Raw genomic sequence first — 18,285 nt, 5'->3', positions numbered from 1 at the left:
TTGGCGGGAGGGCTGGAAGTAGAGGGGTTCGCGGTTTGGTGGGTCGTTTGCGATGGACTGTGCTGGTGCGCCATGCGCGTTTTCAGGGCAGAAGAAAAGGTAGCTTGTGCCGGCCTCTTCGCGGGCAAGCCCGGTCCCACAGGATTACCACAGCTTCTGAAAGCTGCGTTGTACTTGTGGGAGCGGGCTTGCCCGCGAAGAGGCCAGAACAGGAGAAAACAGCTACATCGGCAACAACCGATCCTGAATCACCTCTTTCATCACCAGTGTCGAGCTCAAGCGCTTCACATTGGGAATGCTGGTCAGCTTCTCGTCATACAGCTTTTGAAACGCCGGCAAGTCCTTGGCCACTACGTGCAGCAGGTAGTCCGGGTCACCAAACAGCCGCTGTGCTTCGACAATCTGCGGGATCTCGGCCAGTGCCGCTTCAAAGTCCGCCACCGGCTGGCGGGTGACCTCCCGCAGGGTCACGAACACCAGCGCGGCGAAGTTGAGCCCCAGTGCGCTCGGCGCCAGGCGGGCGTGATACCCCAGGATCGCCCCGCATTCCTCCAGTGCCTTCAGGCGCCGATGGCAGGGCGACAGGCTGAGCCCCACCCGATCGGCCAATTCGGTCACCGAGAGGCGACCGTCTTTTTGTAGTTCGGCAAGAATCTTTCGATCAGTCCTATCCATTGAGAAGGATCTTCCAGTAATTGAACCCTGAGGGGAAATATACGAAAGAAAATCCCCGGACGGAATCCGTAATCTTTCGGCATCCCTAAGCAGTGGAAAAAGGAAGATTCAAGTGGCTATCAGTGTTCTGACGGCATTCTGGGCCGTGTCGATGCTGTTCGTGATTACCCCGGGGGCAGACTGGGCCTACGCCATTTCGGCGGGCATGCGCGGGCGCTGGGTGATGCCGGCGGTGGTGGGCATGCTGTCGGGGCATTTCCTGGCCACCTTGGTGGTAGCGGCAGGTGTTGGCAGCCTGCTGGCCGGCCACCCGTTGGCGCTGACCTTGCTGACCCTGGCAGGGTGCAGCTACCTGCTGTGGCTGGGCGGCAACCTGTTGCTGAGCCCGGCATTGCCCGAGGCCGGGCAGGGCGGTGAGGGGGAGTCGGGCTCGCGCTGGGCGTTGAAGGGTTTTTGCGTCAGCGGGTTGAACCCGAAAGTGTTCCTGCTGTTCCTGGCCCTGTTGCCGCAGTTCACCGACCCGCAGTCAAGCTGGCCGGTGCCGTTGCAGATCCTGCTGCTGGGCCTGGTGCACCTGTGCAGCTCGCTGGTGATCTATTCGTTGGTCGGCTATGGCGCCAAGGCGGTGCTGAGCACCCGGCCGGGGGCGGCCAGGCTGGTCGGGCGGGTGTCGGGGGTGGCGATGATCACGGTGGCCTTGGGCTTGATCGCGGGGCAGATCAACTGAGTTCACCGGTTTCAAAAGGCTTCAGATAAACTCGTAGCCTTTCACAGCACAACCAGGACGTGCTCCATGCCCGAAGCCACACAACTGTTAACGTTTGCCCTGATCTGCCTCGGCATGGTGCTGACCCCGGGGCCGAACATGATCTACCTGATTTCCCGCTCGATCTGCCAGGGGCGCAAGGCCGGCTTGATTTCCCTTGGCGGCGTAGCGCTGGGTTTCGTCATCTACATATTCTGCGCTGCTCTGGGCATCACCGCCCTGGTGATGGCTGTGCCTTTTGCCTACGATGCACTGCGCATTGGTGGCGCGCTGTATCTGCTGTACCTGGCCTGGCAAGCGCTGCGCCCGGGTGGTCGCTCCCCGTTCCAGGTCAAGGACCTGCCGGCGGACAGCCCGCGCCGGCTGTTTACCATGGGTTTTGCCACCAGCCTGCTGAACCCCAAGATCGCCGTCATGTACCTGTCGCTGATGCCGCAGTTCATCGAACCCGGCCACGGCAGTGTGCTGGTGCAGTCACTGGTGCTGGGCTCGACGCAGATCGCCATCAGCGTCTCGGTCAATGCATTGATCGCGATCATGGCCGGTTCCATTGCGGTATTCCTGGCCGGTCGACCGTTGTGGCAGCAGGTTCAGCGCTGGTTGATGGGCACTGTGCTGGCGGGCCTGGCCGTGCGCATGCTGGCTGAAGGGCGTCGCTGAGCCGTCAGGCGAGCTGTCGGGTTCAGCTGCCCAGCACCTTCCCGAGTATCTGAAACACCTGTTCTGCCGAGTAGGGCTTTGCCAGAAAGGCAAAGCCCTGGTGCCCGCCCTCAGCAATCGACTCGCTGTAGCCCGAGGTGAGGATAACAGGCAATTGCGGCCGCTGACGCCGCAGTTCACGGGCCAGTGCCAGCCCCCCCATGCCGGGCATCACCACATCGGAAAATACCGCATCGAAATGGCCTGCAGGCCCCGCCAACTGGGCCAAGGCATCTTCGGCCGAACGCGCATAGCTGATCTGGTAACCATGGTCCTCAAGGATTTGTGCAGTGAAGTTACCAAGGTCGGGGTTGTCTTCCACTACCAGTATTCGCCGCTGCTCACCTTGCGCCTGAGCCTGTGGGCTGGCCATGGTGTCTGCCGTCGGAGCCGCTGGCGGCGCCTCCTGAGGCAAATAAAGGGTGAACGTGGTGCCCTGACCCGGGGTGCTGTGCACCTGCACATCCCCGCCCGACTGCTTGGCAAAGCCGAACACCTGCGAAAGCCCGAGACCGGTGCCTTCGCCTGGCGCCTTGGTGGTGAAGAACGGGTCGAAGATACGCTCCAGCAGTTCGGCGGCAATGCCCACACCGCCGTCACTCACCGAAATCGCCGCAAATGTGCCTGCCTGCACAGGCTGGCCACGCAAGGCAGGCAGGCGCTGGTCAGCCAGCAAGCGCAGTTGCAAAGTGCCTTCACCTGCAATGGCGTCACGGCCATTGAGCATCAGGTTGATCACCGCAGTTTCCAGTTGGCTGAGGTCGGCGCGGATGTGGCAAGGCGCCTCTGGCAACTGCAGCTCCACCTGGATGCGCGCACCGGTGGCGGTGTCGAGCATGTCGGCCATGGCTTCCAGCCGTGGCCCGGCTTCGAACACCTGAGGGCTGAGGGCCTGGCGCCTGGCAAAGGCCAGCAACTGCCCCGTCAGCTTGGCACCGCGGTCGACCGTGTCGGACATGGTCTTGAGGTAGCGTTCGCGGCGCTTTTCATCGAGGCTTGGGCGCTGCAGAAAATGCAGCGAGGAGCGGATGATGGTCAGCAAATTGTTGAAGTCGTGGGCAACACCACCAGTCAGTTGGCCGATGGCTTCAAGCTTTTGGGTCTGGCGCAGCACGGCTTCGGTGTGCAGTAACTGGGTAGTGCGCTCTTCGACGCGATGTTCGAGGGTGGCATTGAGTGCTTCGAGCGCCGCCATGGCTTCGCGCACTTTGGCATTGGCTTGTACCCGCTGGATGTGGGCCCAGGAGCGTTCGGTGACTTCACTGAGCAAAGCCAGTTCGTAATCGGTCCATTCGCGCGGCACGCAGTCATGGATGGCCATCAATGCGGTCAGGCGACCGCCTTTCATCAGTGGCATGCAGATGGTGGCAGTGATGCCGATGGCCTGAAAGGTGGCTGCCTCGTCGGCAGCCAGTTCAATTAGGTTGTCGTTGATCACCAGGGGCAGGCCGCTGCGCAGGCGGCTGAACGCCAGGCGACCGAAGTCGTGCAACTGGTACTGGCCCACCAGCCGTGGCGCGCCGTGGGCTACTGAGTCACCGCAGATGGTAAAGCCGTCTTCGTCCGGGTCCATCACCGCATAGGCGCAGCTGGACAGCCCCAGGTGTTCCACCAGCATACGCGTTGTGGTGGCCAGTATCTGGTCCGAGGCTGTGGCTTCGGCCACGGCGCGGCCGAGTTGGTCAAGGAAGTTGAGGCGCTGGTTGGCGATCACGCTGGCCGTGGTTTCGGTCACGGTGTCGAGCATGCCCAACACCGTGCCGTCATGGTCACGGATGGGGCTGTAGCAGAAGGTGAAATAGGCGCGTTCCGGGCCGCCGTTGCGGTTAATCGTCAGCGGAAAGTCTTCTATGTACACCGCCTCGCCAGCCAACGCGCGGTCGGCCATCCTGCCGATGTCCGCCCAGGCTTCCTGCCACACGTCGCGGAAGGGGATGCCCAACGCCAGGGGCTTGCGCCCGAGAATCGGGGTGAAGGCGTCATTGTGCAGGGTGAGCAGGTCCGGGCCCCACAGCACGGCCTGTGGAAAGCGCGATGCCAGGCACAGGGCCAGGGTGGTTTTCAGAGCGTCTGGCCAGTGTTCGAGCGGGCCCAGAGGCGTGGCGGCCCAGTCGTGGTTGCGGATGCGTTCGGCCATCAGTCCGCCGCCGTCTAGCCATTTTGCCATGTGCTCTGCCGGTCCGTTTGCATAAAGCCTTTAGGGTGCACCGAGAATAGGCGATTGGCGAGGGGTTTGTGCAGGCTTGTGCCGGCCGCTTCGCCGGTACGGGCTAGCGAATGAAGTGCACCTTGCCAGAGTCATCGTTGCCCATGTAAATACCGTAAACCCCTGCCTGCCGCTCAAGGATGTAGCGCTCCAGTATCTGCCGGATCGCCGGGTAGTAGATCTCGTCCCACGGAATCTCATCCGGTTCGAAGAACTTGTACGACAGCGTTTCTGCCCCGTACTGCCCGGTTTCTTCGATGGCGATGGCGCGGAAGATGATGTACACCTCGCTGATTTTCGGCACGCTGAAAATCGAGTAAGGCGAAACGATGTCGGCACGTACGCCGCTTTCTTCCCACACCTCGCGCAGCGCCGCCTGCTCGGTGGTTTCGCCGGCCTCCATGAAACCAGCCGGCAAGGTCCAGGTGCCCGGGCGCGGGGGGATGGCGCGCTGGCACAGCAGGTACTTGCCATCGCGCTCGATGATGCAGCCGGCGATGATCTTCGGGTTGACGTAGTGGATGTAGCCGCAGCCGGTACAGTGCAGGCGTTCGTGGGTATCGCCTGTGGGAACGCCCCGGGCCAGTTCCGTGGTGCAGTGCGGGCAGTAGCGCGGGGCGTTGGGCATGATCAGCGACCTATACGGGGTTCCTTCAGGGCCAGGGGCTCGACAATGTCGCGTACCTTGGCGTTGTCATCCTGCTTCTGGCGCAGGTAGTCCAGGGCTACCTTGGCGGCAGCGCGGACGTGGTCGACCGAGGCCTGGTGAGCCACCAGCGGGTCGCCACCCTTGATCGCCTCGACGATCTTTTCCATTTCGCGGTTGCTGGCGCCCCGGCGGTTTTCCTGCGACACAGATGTAGCACGCAGGTAGCTGATGCGCGCCTGCAACTGGCGCAGCTGCTGGGCCGCCACCTGGTTGCCGGAACCTTCCAGCAGCACATCGTAGAAACCTTGAACCGAGTCCAGCACCTGTTGCAGTTCGCCTTCTTCGAGGGCCTCGCGGTTGACCTCCAGCGCACGCTCCAGGGCACGGATGTCCTTGGCTTTGGCGTTGAGGGTGAACAACTGCACGATCAGGCCTTCGAGCACGCAACGCAGCTCGTAGATGTCGCGGGCATCTTCCAGGGTGATAATGGCGACGCGCGGGCCCTTGGCGTCGGCGAATTCCACTAGGCCTTCGGATTCCAGGTGTCGCAGCGCTTCGCGTACCGAGGTACGGCTGACCCCAAGGCGGTCGCAGAGGTCGCGCTCGACCAGGCGGTCGCCTGGCAGCAGGTGGAAGTTCATGATCGCGGCGCGCAGCTTGTCGAGCACGATTTCGCGCAGGGTAACGGGGTTGCGGTTGACCTTGAAGCTGTCGTCGAGTGGCTGGCGTTTCATCAGGTGCGCTCTTTATGAGGCTGTTGCGCCAACATCGCGGAACGCCCCGAACCGAGGCTTTCCATGCAGTGGTTCGAACAGCCCGTTGTTAACGGGTTGGCTCCGCATCGGCTTCGGCAAATGCTTCACGGGCCAGGCGGAAGCTGTCCACCGCCGCGGGTACGCCGCAGTAAATGCCGACCTGGAGCAGGATTTCGCGAATCTGTTCACGGCTCAGGCCATTGCGCAGTGCGCCCCGAATGTGCAGCTTGAGTTCGTGGGGCCGGTTGAGTGCGGAAATCATGGCCAAGTTTATCATGCTGCGCTCTTTGAGCGACAAGCCTTCGCGGCCCCAGACGTGGCCCCAGCAGTATTCTGTGACCAGTTCCTGCAACGGCTGGGTGAACGCGTCGGCGTTCTGGATCGAGCGGTTGACGTAGTCCTCGCCCAGCACCTGGGTGCGGATCTGCAAGCCTTTCTCGTACTTTTCGTTGCTCATGTGCAGTACTCCGGAAGAAAACAGGGGCCGCAACCGAGGGGGAGACGATTAGCGCGGCCCCTTAAAAGGGGTGAAACGGGGGCCGCTGTGCGGCCCATCGCCGGCGATTCCAAGATCAGCCCAAGGGCGGCAGGGCGCCCAGCTTGCCTTTGTGGTACACCATCGGCGTTACTGGCTGCTCGGGCAGCACCAGGTTTTTCACGGCGCCCACGATGATCGCATGGTCCCCGCCGTCATACTCGCGCCACAGTTCGCACTCGATGATCGCCGTAGCCTTGGTCAGCAGCGGGTTGCCCAGCTCACTCAGGTGCCAGTCGATGCCTTTGGCCTTGTCCTTGCCTTTACCGGCGAAGGCATAGGCTTCGGCCGTTTGCTCGGCGGACAGCAGGTGAATCGCGAACTGCTTGCTGTCGCGCAGGATCGGGTAGGTGTCGGAGGCGTAGTTGGGGCAGAACAGCACCAGCGCCGGGTCGATCGACAGCGCGCTGAAGGCGCTGGCGGTGATGCCGACGATGGCGCCGTCGGCGTCCAGCGTGGTGACTACCGTGACGCCGGACGGGAAGGAGCCCATCACGTCTTTGTAGATGCCGGGTTCGATCATCTCGTGTTCCTCTTAACGCATCACGAACGGGTCGGGCATCGGCGCGGTGGACAGGTTGATCCACACGGTCTTCAGCTCGGTATAGGCCAGCACCGAATCGATGCCGCTCTCGCGGCCGTAGCCGCTGTTCTTGAAGCCGCCGATCGGTGCCATGGCCGACACGGCGCGGTAGGTGTTGACCCAGATAATCCCCGAGCGCACGTCGCGGGCCAGGCGGTGGGCACGGCCCAGGTCGCGGGTCCAGATGCCGGCGGCCAGGCCGAACTGCGAGTCGTTGGCGATTTCCAGTGCCTCCTCCTCGGTCTTGAAGCGGATCACCGCGGCAACCGGGCCGAACACCTCTTCCTGCATGATGGTCATCGCGTTGCTGTCGCACTCGAACAAGGTCGGCTCGTAGAACCAGCCTTGACCTTCGACTTCAGCACGCTTGCCGCCCATGTGCAGCTTGGCACCTTCGGCCTTGGCCGCAGCGACCAGGCCTTCGACCACGGCCAGTTGCTGGGCGGTGGCCATAGGGCCCATTTCGCTGGCGTCGTCCTGCGGGTTGCCGATGCGAATGCGCTTGGCACGGGCAATCAGGCGTTCGACGAACTCGTCGAAGATCTCGTCCTGTACCAGCAGGCGCGAACCGGCCACGCAGCTTTGCCCGGAGGCTGCATAGATGCCGGCCACAGCGCCGTTGATGGCGCTGTCCAGGTCGGCGTCGGCAAAGATGATGTTTGGCGACTTGCCGCCCAGCTCCAGCGACAGCTTGGCGAAGTTTTCGGCACTGCTGCGCACAACGTGGCGCGCGGTGGCGGCGCCGCCGGTGAAGGCGATCTTGCGCACCAGCGGGTGGCGGGTCAGCGCCGCGCCGGTGCTTGGGCCGTAACCGGTGACCACGTTGACCACACCGGCCGGGAAACCGGCCTCAAGGGCCAGGCGGGCCAGTTCGAGGATGGTCGCCGAGGCGTGCTCGGACGGTTTGAGCACGATGGTGTTGCCGGCGGCCAGGGCCGGGGCCAGCTTGATCGCGGTGAGGTACAGCGGGCTGTTCCACGGGATGATGCCGGCCACTACGCCAATCGGCTCGTGCACTGTGTAGGCGAACAGGTCGGGCTTGTCCAGCGGCAGGGTGCCGCCTTCGAGCTTGTCGGCAAGGCCCGCGGTGTAGTGGAAGAACTCTGGCAGGTAGCCCACCTGGCCGCGGGTTTCGCGGATCAGCTTGCCGTTGTCGCGGCTTTCCAGCTGTGCCAGGTGCTCCTTGTTTTCGGCAATCAGGTCGCCCAGGCGACGCAGCAGCTTGCCGCGCGCAGTGGCGGTGATGCTGCGCCATTCCTTGCTGTCGAAGGCACGCTGGGCGGCCTGCACCGCCAGTTCGACGTCGGCTTCATCGGCATCGGGCAGTTGCGCCCAGGCCTGAGCGGTGGCCGGGTTGAGGCTGTCGAAGGTCTTGCCGCTCTGGGCATCGCGCCATTGGCCGTCGATGCACATCTGGAAACGAACGAGGGTCATGCAACAATCCCCTTGGCGGATTCGGTGAGGGTGCGGGCTTGCGCGAGGAAGTCCAGCAGCATCTTGTTGACTTCACGCGGGGCTTCTACCGGCATCATATGCCGTTGCTCGGCGAGGACCACACTGTGCGCACCCGGAATGCTGGCGGCGAGCTGGCGGGTCATGGCCGGGGTAGAGCCCGAGTCGAGTTCGCCGGTGGCGATCAGCGTCGGCACCTGGATGCTGCCCAGGTCGTCGGCGCGGTACATGTCCTGGGTGGCGAACAGCGAATAGGTGGTGTGATAGCCCTGCGGGTCGTTGCTCGCCAGTACCTGGCGAATGGCGGCGACCTGTGCCGGGTTGGCAGCCTTGTATTCACGGCTGAACCAGCGGTCCAGGGCGGCGTCGACGTTGGCGTCGGGGCCCAGCTGCGCCGCCTGGGCGGCGCGGGCGATAACGCCGGCACTCTGCTCGGGGGTGCGGTTGAACACGCTGTTGAGTACCACCAGTGCTGCCAGGCGTTGCGGGTAGTTCAGGGCAAATGCACGGGCAACCAGGCCGCCCATGGAGAAGCCGATCACGGTCGCTTGTGTGATTTGCAGGTGGTCGAGCAGTTCGGCGAGCTGGGCGGCGTAGCCTTCCAGGCCGATGTCGGCAGCCGGCAGGGCGCTTTGGCCGTGGCCGAGCATGTCGTAGGCGATGACGCGGTAGTCGTTGGCCAGGCCAACGATCTGACCGCCCCACATTTCCTTGTTCAGGCCCACGCCGTGGATCAATACCACGGGTTGGCCCTGGCCGACGGACAGGTAGCTGGTGCCGGCTGGGGTGTGTTCAGCGACAGGCTGAATCATGGAGGGCGCTCCTTGAAGGTCGGGCGCGGCGGGTAAGCACGCCACGCCCCGGCCCCGTTTTGGTTGTTGTTATTGAGCGTTGGCTTTTTCGGCAGCCAGTTCTTCCAGGTCGATGTAGCGGTTGCCGATGCGCGGGTGCAGGCGGCCGCCGTCGGCAGCGCCGAGGACCACGACGATTTCATCGGCACGCGGGGCGTCTTCGATCTGCATTTCCAGGGTGATGTAGTGCGAACGCAGGCCTTCGTCGTCCTTCTGCATCATCGGGATCTGGATCGAGGTGCCTGGGCCGCCACGTTTGTTGGTGAAGCTCAGGTAGCTCTTGGCCTGTACCGCTTCGCGATAGTGGTTGCCGAAGCGCAGGGTGTGGATCACCGCCGAGGCGTGCTCGATTTCGCCATCGGCGCCCACTACTGCAGCTTTACCGTAGGCTTCGATCTTGTCGGCACCGCCGATGGCGGCAGTCAGGCGCTCGACCATCAGGGCACCCAGCTCCGAGCAGTTGGCGCGGATTTCCGGCTTCAGATCTTCAACGAAACCGCGACCGGCCCATGGGTTCTTGATCACGACGGCCAGGCCGACCATGGTCACCGGCTTGTCGGTGGCCTTGCCGCCTTCGATGCGGGTCTCTTCGGAGTAGGTGACGATCTTGCGGATTTCGAAACTCATGGGTGGCTCCTGGTGAGGGTTATCAGCTCTTGTTGTCTGATGGTATACCATAATATTTGTTGTGCAAGAGGAGGCTTGAAATTTCTCTTGCTGGGAGACGAAAGGTGGCGTGATGCCTTGATTCTTGTCGTGTCTGTACTGGCCTCTTCGCGGGCAAGCCCGCTCCCACAGGGATCGCACAGTCTTCCTGCCTTGCGCAGATTTCATAAAAAAGCCCGCTCATGCAGGCCGCAGGGGCCCACGTGAGCGGGCGCGTCCCGCAATGGTTCAGGCAATGGGAATTCAGGCGAACGCCGGCACCACTTCCTTGATGAACAGCTCCAGCGACTTCTTCTTCTCGGCGTGGGGCAGGCTGTTGTCGCACCAGAAGCTGAACTCGTCGACACCGAGCGCCTGGTAGTACTTGATGCGCGCAATGATCTCTTCCGGGGTGCCGATCATGGTGTTCTTGCGGATGTTCTCCAGCTCGAACGCCGGCACTTCGGCGAACTTAGACTCCGGGCTTGGCTCCAGGAAGCCGTTGACCGGGGTGGTCTTGTTGCCGAACCAGGCGTCGAAGGTGCGGTAGAAGCGCGAGATGGCCTGGGCGCCGACCTTCCAGCCTTCCGGCTCGGCCGGGCTGTGCACATGGGTGTGGCGCAGCACCATCAGTTGCGGGCGCGGCACATCCGGGTTGTTGTCCAAGGCGGCCTGGAACTTGTTCTTCAGGTCCAGCACTTCTTCGTCACCCTTCATCAGCGGGGTGACCATGACGTTGCAGCCGTTGGCCACGGCGAAGTTGTGCGAGTCCGGGTCGCGGGCGGCGATCCACATCGGCGGGGTGGCGTTGAATGGCTTCGGTACGCTGGTGGAAGTGGGGAACTTGTAAACTTCGCCGTCGTGGGCGTAGTCGCCTTCCCACAGCTTGCGCACTACCGGGACCATTTCGCGCAGCGCCTTGCCGCCGTCGGTGGCCGGCATGCCGTTGGCCATGCGGTCGAATTCGAACTGGTAGGCGCCACGGGCCAGGCCCACTTCCATGCGCCCGTTGCTGATCACGTCGAGCAGGGCACATTCGCCCGCCACGCGGATCGGGTTCCAGAACGGCGCGATGATGGTGCCGGCGCCCAGGCGGATCTTGTCGGTGCGTGCGGCCAGGTAGGCCAGCAGCGGCATCGGGCTTGGCGAAATGGTGTATTCCATGGCGTGGTGTTCGCCAATCCACACAGTGCTGAAACCGCCGTCTTCGGCCATCAGGGTCAGTTCGGTCAGGTCTTCGAACAGCTGACGGTGGCTGACCTGTTCATCCCAACGTTCCATGTGCACGAACAACGAAAATTTCATGGGGCTTTCCTCAACGCTTGAAAGGGGCTGGCGCCGGGCAGGGGAGGCGCCAGGGGGCTCGATTCAGAATAGGCTTCAGGCAAAGGCCGGCAGGCTGGCCATCTTGCCGCGGCAGTACACCATCGGCCGTGGCGCTTCTGCAGGGACGATCAGGTTGTGCACCTTGCCGACCATGATGGCGTGGTCGCCACCTTCATATTCACGCCACAGTTCGCATTCGATAACAGCGGTGGCGCCGGCCAGGATGGGGTTGCCCAGTTCGCTCAGGGTCCACTCGATGCCACTGGCCTTGTCCTTGCCCTTTTTGGCGAACGCATAGGCTTCAGCCTGCTGTTCACCCGAGAGCAGGTGAATGGCGAAGCGTTTCTGCTTGATCAGCACAGGGTAGGAGTCGGAGGTGTAGTTGGGGCAGAACAGTACCAGTGGCGGGTCCATCGACAGGGAAGAGAAAGCGCTGGCGGTCAAGCCGACAACCGAGCCGTCGTCGTCCAGGGTGGTGATGACGGTAACGCCGGACGGGAAGGAGCCCAGGACGTGCTTGTAGACGGTTGCGTCGATCATCTCGTGTACCTCTAAAGGCTGCGGTGGTCCGCGGTTTTTATCGTTGATGTGTCTGATGGTATACCGTAATACCTATTTTGCAAGCGGAATTTTCAACCCTGATTTTTCACGATGAACGGCTCTAAGCCACGAAAATAGCGGCTTTGAGCGGTGAGGCGGTTTGTCGCAGGGGTTTTGCGAGCAGATCAGCGGGCGTTTTTTCGTGCGGATCAGTGTTGTCAAAAGTTTGGAATACCATAATATGGTCCGCAGCTGAGAGGCCGCCCTGGATGCGGTTTCCTTACAACGATAAAAACGACCTTTCGAGCTGAATCCTATGTCCCAACCGTCGTCGCAACACCAGTTTGTCGAGAATCACACGGTCGATTACGTTCCACCTGCCGAGCGCCACGGGAAGGCGCGCGACCTGTTCACCCTCTGGTTCAGTACCAACATTGCGCCACTGCCTATCGTCACCGGCGCCATGGTGGTTCAGGTATTCCACCTCAATCTGTTATGGGGGCTGATTGCCATTGTGCTGGGCCATCTGGTCGGCGGCGTGGTCATCGCCCTGGCCTCTGCGCAGGGACCGCAGTTGGGCATTCCACAGATGGTGCAGAGCCGTGGCCAGTTCGGCCGCTACGGCGCCTTGCTGATCGTGTTCTTCACCGCGCTGATCTATGTCGGCTTCTTCATTTCCAACATCGTCCTGGCGGGTAAGACCATCCATGGCATCACCCCAAGCGTGCCGATGCCGGGCGCGATCGTGATCGGTGCCCTCAGCGCCACTGCCATTGGCGTGATCGGTTATCGCTTCATTCATATTCTGAACCGTATCGGCACCTGGGTGATGGGTTCGGCGCTGCTGGCCGGCTTCATCATGATGTTCGCCCAAGACCTGCCGGCCGACTTCTTCAGCCGTGGTGCATTCAACCTGTCGGGCTTCATCGCCACCGTGTCATTGGGCACCATCTGGCAGATCAGCTTCTCGCCATACACCTCCGACTACTCGCGCTACCTGCCGCGTGAAGTAGGCATCGCCAAGCCATTCTGGGCCACGTACTTCGGCGCCACCCTGGGCACCATCCTGTGCTTCAGCTTTGGAGCGGTGGCGGTGCTGTGCGTGCCGGAAGGCACCGACGCCATGGATGCGGTGAGACAGGCCACCGGCTGGCTGGGCCCGATTCTGATGGTGCTGTTCCTGCTCAACATCATCAGCCACAACGCCCTCAACCTGTATGGCGCGGTGTTGTCGATCGTCACCGCGATCCAGACCTTCATGGCCGATTGGACGCCGAGCATCAAGGTGCGGGTGATCCTGGCATCGGTGATTCTGGTGGGCTGCGGGATGGTTGCCCTGAACGCCTCGGCGGATTTCATTGGCCACTTTATCGGCCTGATCCTGGCGCTGCTGCTGGTGCTGGTGCCGTGGGCTTCGATCAACCTGATCGACTTCTACCTGATCAAGAAGGGGCAGTACGACATTGCGTCGATCTTCAGTGCTGATGGCGGTATCTATGGCCGCTTCAATCACCACGCGATCATTGCCTATGCGTGCGGGATTCTGGTGCAACTGCCGTTTGCCAATACGTCGCTGTATGTGGGGCCGTATTCCAACATTGTCGAAGGGGCGGACTTGTCCTGGTTGTTCGGGTTGATCGTCACGGTGCCGTTGTATTACTGCCTGGCGACGCGCGGCAAGGCTGCCGAGGAGTCGGGGCGGGTTGTGAGTGTCAACGACTGATAGATGACTTTTGCTGTAAATGGGGCTGCAACGCAGCCCCTGTTGTTTCAGGTCAAACCTTGAACTGCGCGACCATGCCGTTCAAGTCCACCGCCAACCGCGACAGATCCTGCGCCGCCGCACTGGTCTGGTTCGCTCCCGCCGACGTCTGCATCGCCAGATCACGAATGTTCACCAGGTTGCGATCAACCTCTCGGGCCACCTGCGCCTGCTCCTCCGAAGCACTGGCAATCACCAGGTTGCGCTGGTTGATCGACGCAATCGCCTCGGCAATCACTTCCAGCGCCTGACCAGCACCTTGCGCCACATCCAGTGTGCTGGTGGCACGCCCCTGGCTGCTGTGCATCGCTGTCACCGCCCGCTCGGTACCGTTCTGGATACCGGCGATCATCTGCTCGATCTCCGCCGTCGACTGTTGGGTACGGTGGGCGAGGGCGCGAACCTCATCTGCCACCACCGCAAAGCCGCGGCCCGCCTCGCCTGCGCGGGCTGCTTCGATAGCGGCGTTCAGCGCCAGCAGGTTGGTTTGCCCGGCAATCGCGCCAATCACATCCAGCACGCGGCTGATCTCGTTGGCATTGCTGGCCAGTTGCTCGATTTCGGCCGAGGTACCCGTTACGTCAGCCACCAGATGCTGAATGGATGCCAGTGCCTGATTGACCCGGTCGCGGCCATCGCGGGTGGTCTGGTCGGCGCCCTTGGAAGCATCGGCCGTGCTGACCGCATTGTTCGCGACCTCTTCGACGGCGGCGGTCATCTGGTTGACGGCGGTGGCCGCCTGGTCAATTTCCGCGCTCTGCTGGTGCAGGCCGCGGCTGGTGTCTTCGGTCACGGTGTGCAGCTCTTCCGAAGCCGAGGCCAGCTGGTCGGACGACGCGGCGATCTTGCGCAGGGTATCGCGCAGGCTTTCCTGCATACGGGCCAGGGCGCGTAAGAGCAAGGCTGGCTCGTCGCGACCGGTCACGCGAATTTCCCGGGTGAGGTCGCCGGTTGCCACGCGTTCGGCAACAGCCACGGCATCGGCCAGTGGTACCACGATGCTGCGGGTGAGCACGGTGGCAATGGCGGCCAGGGCAAGCATGATGACCAGTAACGAGGTGATGATGGCGGTGAACGCGTCGTCGGCCACATCGCTGCTGCGCTGCGAGGCGTCTTCGGCACCCTTGCTGTTATAGCCGAGCAGGGCGGTCATGGCCTTCATCATGGTGTCGGCGCGCTGCGTGAGGGGGCCGCTGATCTGCTGCTTGGCATCGTCCATGCGGCCTGCGGCAATGTCCTGCAGCACTTTTACCTGCAGGTCGAGGTACACTTGGTGTGCGTCAGTGAAGGTGTTGAACAGGGCGCGCTCGTCGGCCGCGATGATGGTGTCGGCGTAGTCTTTCAACCCGCCTTTGAGCTCGGCGTTGATGCCTTCGAGCAGTTGCAGGTTGCGTGCGCGCTCGGCGGGGTTGTCGTCCAGTGCGGCGCGCAAGGTGAAAGCCCGTGCGCGGCCCAGGTTGCTGCTGATGTCACCCAGGGCTACCACGGCGGGCATCCAGGTGACACGGATCTCGTCGGTGGCCTTGTCCATCTCGCGGGTTTCATAGAGTGCGATAAGGCCCATGAACAGGACCAGGATGCCCAACAGGGCAAATACGCTGGCAGCGCGAATGCCGATCTTCATATTCCGTAACTGCATGGAATGCTCCTTGACGGTGGCGTGCAGGCCTCAGGAGCTTGGTCGGAAAGCCGGGTCACCGGTAGGGCGCCAGGCTCTTGATGCGCTGCGGATTAGTAGTGTTGCCTCACCCTCTTGAATACTTTTTTGGTTTGAATGATGCCATATGGCCATCATTATTGAACAGTCCAACAATGTAACGAGATAATTGACAAAACCGTCGTTTATTGACGGTTTTGTCAGGATCTTGCTGTCAAACGATCGCAATCATCGGGTCGGCAGCAGCCAAGGCCACGGCACGATCAGCCGCGGGCGGGTAGATCCATACCGAGTTGATCTGGCGCTTGAGGTCCTTGCCTTCCTGGCCTTGCAGCTTCAGTTCGCGCTCCCAGCCTTCGCTGTAAGCCGCGCCCCATTCACCCAGGTCAAGGCAGGTGACGTACTTCGGTTGGCGGTAGACCACCGGTGCAACCCCAAGCAGGTCAGCCATGGCGTTGTTGCCGCTGTGGCGACCCATGGGAATGGCGTGCTGGCAGGTCATCAGGGCGTGGTTGCCGATTTCATCGACAGCGGCCCAGGCGGTATCACCGGTGGCGTAGATGTGCTGCTGGCCCACCACTTTCAGGTGGTCATCGACCTTGAGCCGGCCGAAGTTGTCACGCTCGCCGGCAACCTGTGCGGTCAGCGGGCTGGCCTTGACACCGACGGTCCAGATTACGGTGCTGCTGGCGATGTATTCGCCGTTGTCGAGGGTGACGCCGCCTGCATCCACAGCCACCACCGAGGTATCGGTCAGCCATTCGACCCCGGCCTGTTCCGAGGCCGCAACGATCGACGGCTTGATGCCAGCACCCAATGCTGCGCCAATGCTGACACCACGGTCAACCAGCAGCACCCGTACATCGTCACCCAGGATGGCACGCAGTCGGGCGGGCATTTCGGTGGCGGTTTCGATACCGGTGAAACCACCGCCACAGACCACCACGGTGTTGCGGGCAGGTGAAGCGGGCAGGGCCCCCAGACCCGTCAGGTGCTGCTCCAGGCGAACAGCCGATTCCATCTGGTCGACATCGAACGTGTGCTCGGCCAGGCCCGGGACTGCTGGGCGCGCTACCTGGCTGCCGGCGGCGAGGATCAGGCGGTCGTAGGCGATCTGCTGGCGCTGGCCGTGGCTGTCGATGTAGCTGACGCTGCGTGCATCGGCATCGATGGCCTCGGCGTTGCCAGTGATGAAGCGCACGCCAACGGCTTCGAACAACTCACCCACGGGGGCCTTCAAGGTATGCGCGTTGGCTTCGTAGAAGCGCGGACGAATACGCAGTTCTGCTTGCGGGGCGAGCACGCTGATGCTCAGGTCGTCGCGCTGGGCCTGGTCGAGCAGGCGAGCGGCGCTCAGGGCGCTCCAGACACCGGCAAAGCCGGCACCGATGATGAGGATGTTCGATTTCATGTAGATGCTCCGCAAGGTTCGAAGAGGGCTTCGAGGACGGGTGGATGCCGCTCGAATAACTACGACTGTATCGGTCGTAGTTTCTCCCGGCAAGTCTTTTTTCGAGCACGCCGGTGCCTCGCGCCGCCTGAAAAGGGATCAGATGGCTGTATTTGCAGGCTCAGAGGTGTGGGCTGAACCGACAGGCGGCAACTGTCTGCTTTGCCCATCCAATGCGTTCGGCGTATTATTTGCGACAATATTGGTCGGAGATTGACATGTCGCTCTACAGTGCTGGCGTCGAATATGGCATCCATTGCCTGCTGTTCCTGGTGGACGAACGTGGCGATTCACGCGAGTCCAGCGTGCGCGACCTGGCGGAGTTGCAGGGTGTGCCTCAGGAGTACCTGGCCAAAGTTTTCACCAAACTGGCCCGTGCCGGGTTGGTGGCGGCTACCGAGGGCGTACGCGGCGGTTTCCGGCTGGCGCGGCCGTCGGACGAAATCACGGTGCTGGATATCGTCAATGCCATCGACGGGCCGAAGAAGATTTTCGACTGTCGCGAGGTGCGTGAGCGCTGCAGCCTGTTCGACGGCTCGCCACCTGGCTGGGCGACCGAGGGCACCTGTGCGATCCACGCGGTGATGCTGGGGGCGCAGAAGCGCATGGAGGAAGCGCTGGCGCAGCAGACCATTCTTGACTTGGCCCGGCGGTTCGGGCGCAAGGCGCCGGCCGAGTTCGGGCAGCAGGTGAACAGCTGGATGGGAGAGCGGCGCGAAGGTAAAGGTGGCGGGGATATACCTGTCAGCCAAGTCTGAATGTGGTGCCTGTACTGGCCTCTTCGCGGGTGAGCCCGCGAAGAGGCCAGTACAGGTCAGCGCCCTTCATGCTGCCGTCGATAAGCGCCTGGCTGCACCCCCACCGCCTTGGCAAACGCCCGGGTAAATGCCGCCACCGACTGATACCCCACCTGCGCGCCTACTTGCTCCACGGTATTCCCCGCCCGCAGTAACTGGCGGGCATGGCGCATACGCAAAGCCAACAGCACCTGCCCCGGCGATTGCCCGGCCAGCTCATTGAAGCGCTTGAAAAATGCCGAGCGTGACAAGCCGGTGCAGGCAGCCATGCTTTCCAGTGTCCAGGCCTGCCCCGGTTGCTCGATCAATTGCTCCAGCAAACCGGCAAACGCCGGCTGGCGGGCGAGGGCGACCAGCCCGCCCAGTGACTGCCCGGCAATGACCTGCTGGCGCAGCACGTACAGGAACAACAGGTGCGTCAGCCGCTCCAGCAACGCCTGCGACGGGCCTGCGGTACGTCGGCACTCTTCCAGAATCAGCTCGAACAGCGCCCGCGCCGCACTGCCGGCGGGGTCTTCGGCGTGCAGCAAGATCCAGTCAGCCAGGCCCTCGACAATCAGCGATGACAGGCCGGACTGAAAGTGGAAGAAGCCGCAGACCAGCCCTACGCCGTCACTGGCCTCACTGTCCAGCGCCTGCATGGCCTGGCGCGGTTGGGCACAGGCGTCGGCCGGGTCGTGGTCGCTGGACAAGCGATAGGCAAGGTCGCGTAACAGGAATACTGCATCGCCCTTTTCCAGGCGCACCGGTTGCGCTTCGCCGTCGAGGTGCAGCCAGCAATACCCTTGCACCACCAGGTGGAAGCTGGCGCGGCCCATGCCTTGGGTGCTGGCGTGCCAGCCGCCACAGTAGCGCCCGACATGAAACAGGCTGGCATCGAGCTCCAGGCCCTCTAATAACCAATCGACAAGGTGGCTGGACGAAATCATCTAATACA

General features: G+C 62.5%; 18 protein-coding genes. 4 read left to right on the top strand and 14 right to left on the bottom strand.

Annotation, left to right across the window (positions count from 1 at the left end):
- Positions 1-222: 222 nt before the first annotated feature.
- Complete coding sequence (locus APH36_RS00995) at positions 223-675, bottom strand: Lrp/AsnC family transcriptional regulator (protein ID WP_060497090.1); 453 nt, start codon at positions 673-675, stop codon at positions 223-225.
- 112 nt (positions 676-787) lie between these two features.
- Here APH36_RS00995 and APH36_RS00990 point away from each other — a divergent pair, with 112 nt between their 5' ends.
- Entirely contained in the window at positions 788-1,402 is a 615-nt protein-coding gene (locus APH36_RS00990) for a LysE family translocator (protein WP_060497089.1), read from the top strand.
- 66 nt (positions 1,403-1,468) lie between these two features.
- Positions 1,469-2,101 carry a LysE family translocator gene (locus tag APH36_RS00985; protein WP_060497088.1) on the top strand — a complete coding sequence of 211 codons (633 nt, stop codon included), beginning with the start codon at positions 1,469-1,471 and terminating at the stop codon, positions 2,099-2,101.
- A 22-nt stretch (positions 2,102-2,123) separates the two neighbouring features.
- On the opposite strand, the gene APH36_RS00980 is transcribed toward APH36_RS00985, so the two are convergent.
- From APH36_RS00980 to APH36_RS00935, 10 genes are all read right to left on the bottom strand, one after another.
- Positions 2,124-4,307 carry an ATP-binding protein gene (locus tag APH36_RS00980; RefSeq protein ID WP_060497087.1) on the bottom strand — a complete coding sequence of 728 codons (2,184 nt, stop codon included), beginning with the start codon at positions 4,305-4,307 and terminating at the stop codon, positions 2,124-2,126.
- Positions 4,308-4,410: 103 nt separating this feature from the next.
- On the bottom strand, positions 4,411-4,974 hold the full coding sequence (locus tag APH36_RS00975) for an NUDIX hydrolase (RefSeq protein WP_060497086.1): 564 nt from the start codon (positions 4,972-4,974) through the stop codon (positions 4,411-4,413).
- Between the two features lie 2 nt (positions 4,975-4,976).
- Positions 4,977-5,729, bottom strand: a complete 753-nt coding sequence (locus APH36_RS00970; RefSeq protein ID WP_003256074.1) for a GntR family transcriptional regulator — start codon at positions 5,727-5,729, stop codon at positions 4,977-4,979.
- Between the two features lie 88 nt (positions 5,730-5,817).
- Positions 5,818-6,207: a carboxymuconolactone decarboxylase family protein gene (locus APH36_RS00965; protein WP_060497085.1), complete on the bottom strand. Its 390-nt coding sequence runs from the start codon at positions 6,205-6,207 to the stop codon at positions 5,818-5,820.
- A gap of 115 nt (positions 6,208-6,322) precedes the next feature.
- Positions 6,323-6,808, bottom strand: a complete 486-nt coding sequence (locus tag APH36_RS00960; RefSeq protein ID WP_060497084.1) for a flavin reductase family protein — start codon at positions 6,806-6,808, stop codon at positions 6,323-6,325.
- A gap of 12 nt (positions 6,809-6,820) precedes the next feature.
- Positions 6,821-8,302: an aldehyde dehydrogenase gene (locus tag APH36_RS00955; protein WP_060497083.1), complete on the bottom strand. Its 1,482-nt coding sequence runs from the start codon at positions 8,300-8,302 to the stop codon at positions 6,821-6,823.
- A complete protein-coding gene (locus APH36_RS00950; RefSeq protein WP_060497082.1) occupies positions 8,299-9,132 on the bottom strand; it encodes an alpha/beta fold hydrolase in 834 nt (277 codons plus the stop codon). Before APH36_RS00950 ends, APH36_RS00955 begins: the two co-directional genes overlap by 4 nt.
- Before the next feature lie 69 nt (positions 9,133-9,201).
- Complete coding sequence (locus APH36_RS00945) at positions 9,202-9,798, bottom strand: amino acid synthesis family protein (protein ID WP_003256068.1); 597 nt, start codon at positions 9,796-9,798, stop codon at positions 9,202-9,204.
- Positions 9,799-10,080: 282 nt separating this feature from the next.
- Positions 10,081-11,121, bottom strand: coding sequence for an LLM class flavin-dependent oxidoreductase (locus APH36_RS00940; RefSeq protein ID WP_060497081.1), 1,041 nt, complete (start codon positions 11,119-11,121; stop codon positions 10,081-10,083).
- A gap of 75 nt (positions 11,122-11,196) precedes the next feature.
- The gene (locus APH36_RS00935) at positions 11,197-11,682 is read right to left on the bottom strand and encodes a flavin reductase family protein (RefSeq protein ID WP_060497080.1); all 486 of its coding nucleotides are present in this window, start codon (positions 11,680-11,682) and stop codon (positions 11,197-11,199) included.
- A 316-nt stretch (positions 11,683-11,998) separates the two neighbouring features.
- On the opposite strand from APH36_RS00935, the gene APH36_RS00930 reads away from it, so the two are divergent.
- Positions 11,999-13,405 carry a cytosine permease gene (locus APH36_RS00930; protein WP_060497079.1) on the top strand — a complete coding sequence of 469 codons (1,407 nt, stop codon included), beginning with the start codon at positions 11,999-12,001 and terminating at the stop codon, positions 13,403-13,405.
- A gap of 52 nt (positions 13,406-13,457) precedes the next feature.
- Here the strand turns inward: APH36_RS00930 and APH36_RS00925 are convergent, their stop codons facing one another.
- Together APH36_RS00925 and APH36_RS00920 are read right to left on the bottom strand one after the other, a co-directional pair.
- Positions 13,458-15,083 (bottom strand): methyl-accepting chemotaxis protein, encoded by a 1,626-nt coding sequence (locus APH36_RS00925; RefSeq protein ID WP_060497078.1) that lies wholly within the window; start codon positions 15,081-15,083, stop codon positions 13,458-13,460.
- Between the two features lie 232 nt (positions 15,084-15,315).
- Positions 15,316-16,512 (bottom strand): NAD(P)/FAD-dependent oxidoreductase, encoded by a 1,197-nt coding sequence (locus APH36_RS00920; RefSeq protein ID WP_060497077.1) that lies wholly within the window; start codon positions 16,510-16,512, stop codon positions 15,316-15,318.
- Between the two features lie 257 nt (positions 16,513-16,769).
- Between APH36_RS00920 and APH36_RS00915 the strand changes: the two genes are divergently transcribed.
- A complete protein-coding gene (locus APH36_RS00915) occupies positions 16,770-17,309 on the top strand; it encodes an Rrf2 family transcriptional regulator (RefSeq protein WP_060497076.1) in 540 nt (179 codons plus the stop codon).
- A 56-nt stretch (positions 17,310-17,365) separates the two neighbouring features.
- Here APH36_RS00915 and APH36_RS00910 read toward each other — a convergent pair whose 3' ends face one another.
- Positions 17,366-18,277, bottom strand: a complete 912-nt coding sequence (locus APH36_RS00910; RefSeq protein WP_060497075.1) for an AraC family transcriptional regulator — start codon at positions 18,275-18,277, stop codon at positions 17,366-17,368.
- Positions 18,278-18,285 lie beyond the last annotated feature (8 nt).

This window comes from Pseudomonas sp. NBRC 111133, from assembly GCF_001320605.1.
GTDB lineage: Bacteria > Pseudomonadota > Gammaproteobacteria > Pseudomonadales > Pseudomonadaceae > Aquipseudomonas > Aquipseudomonas monteilii.
The sequence above is the reverse complement of the archived record's forward strand: the minus strand, read 5'-3'. Positions and strand labels throughout refer to the sequence as shown.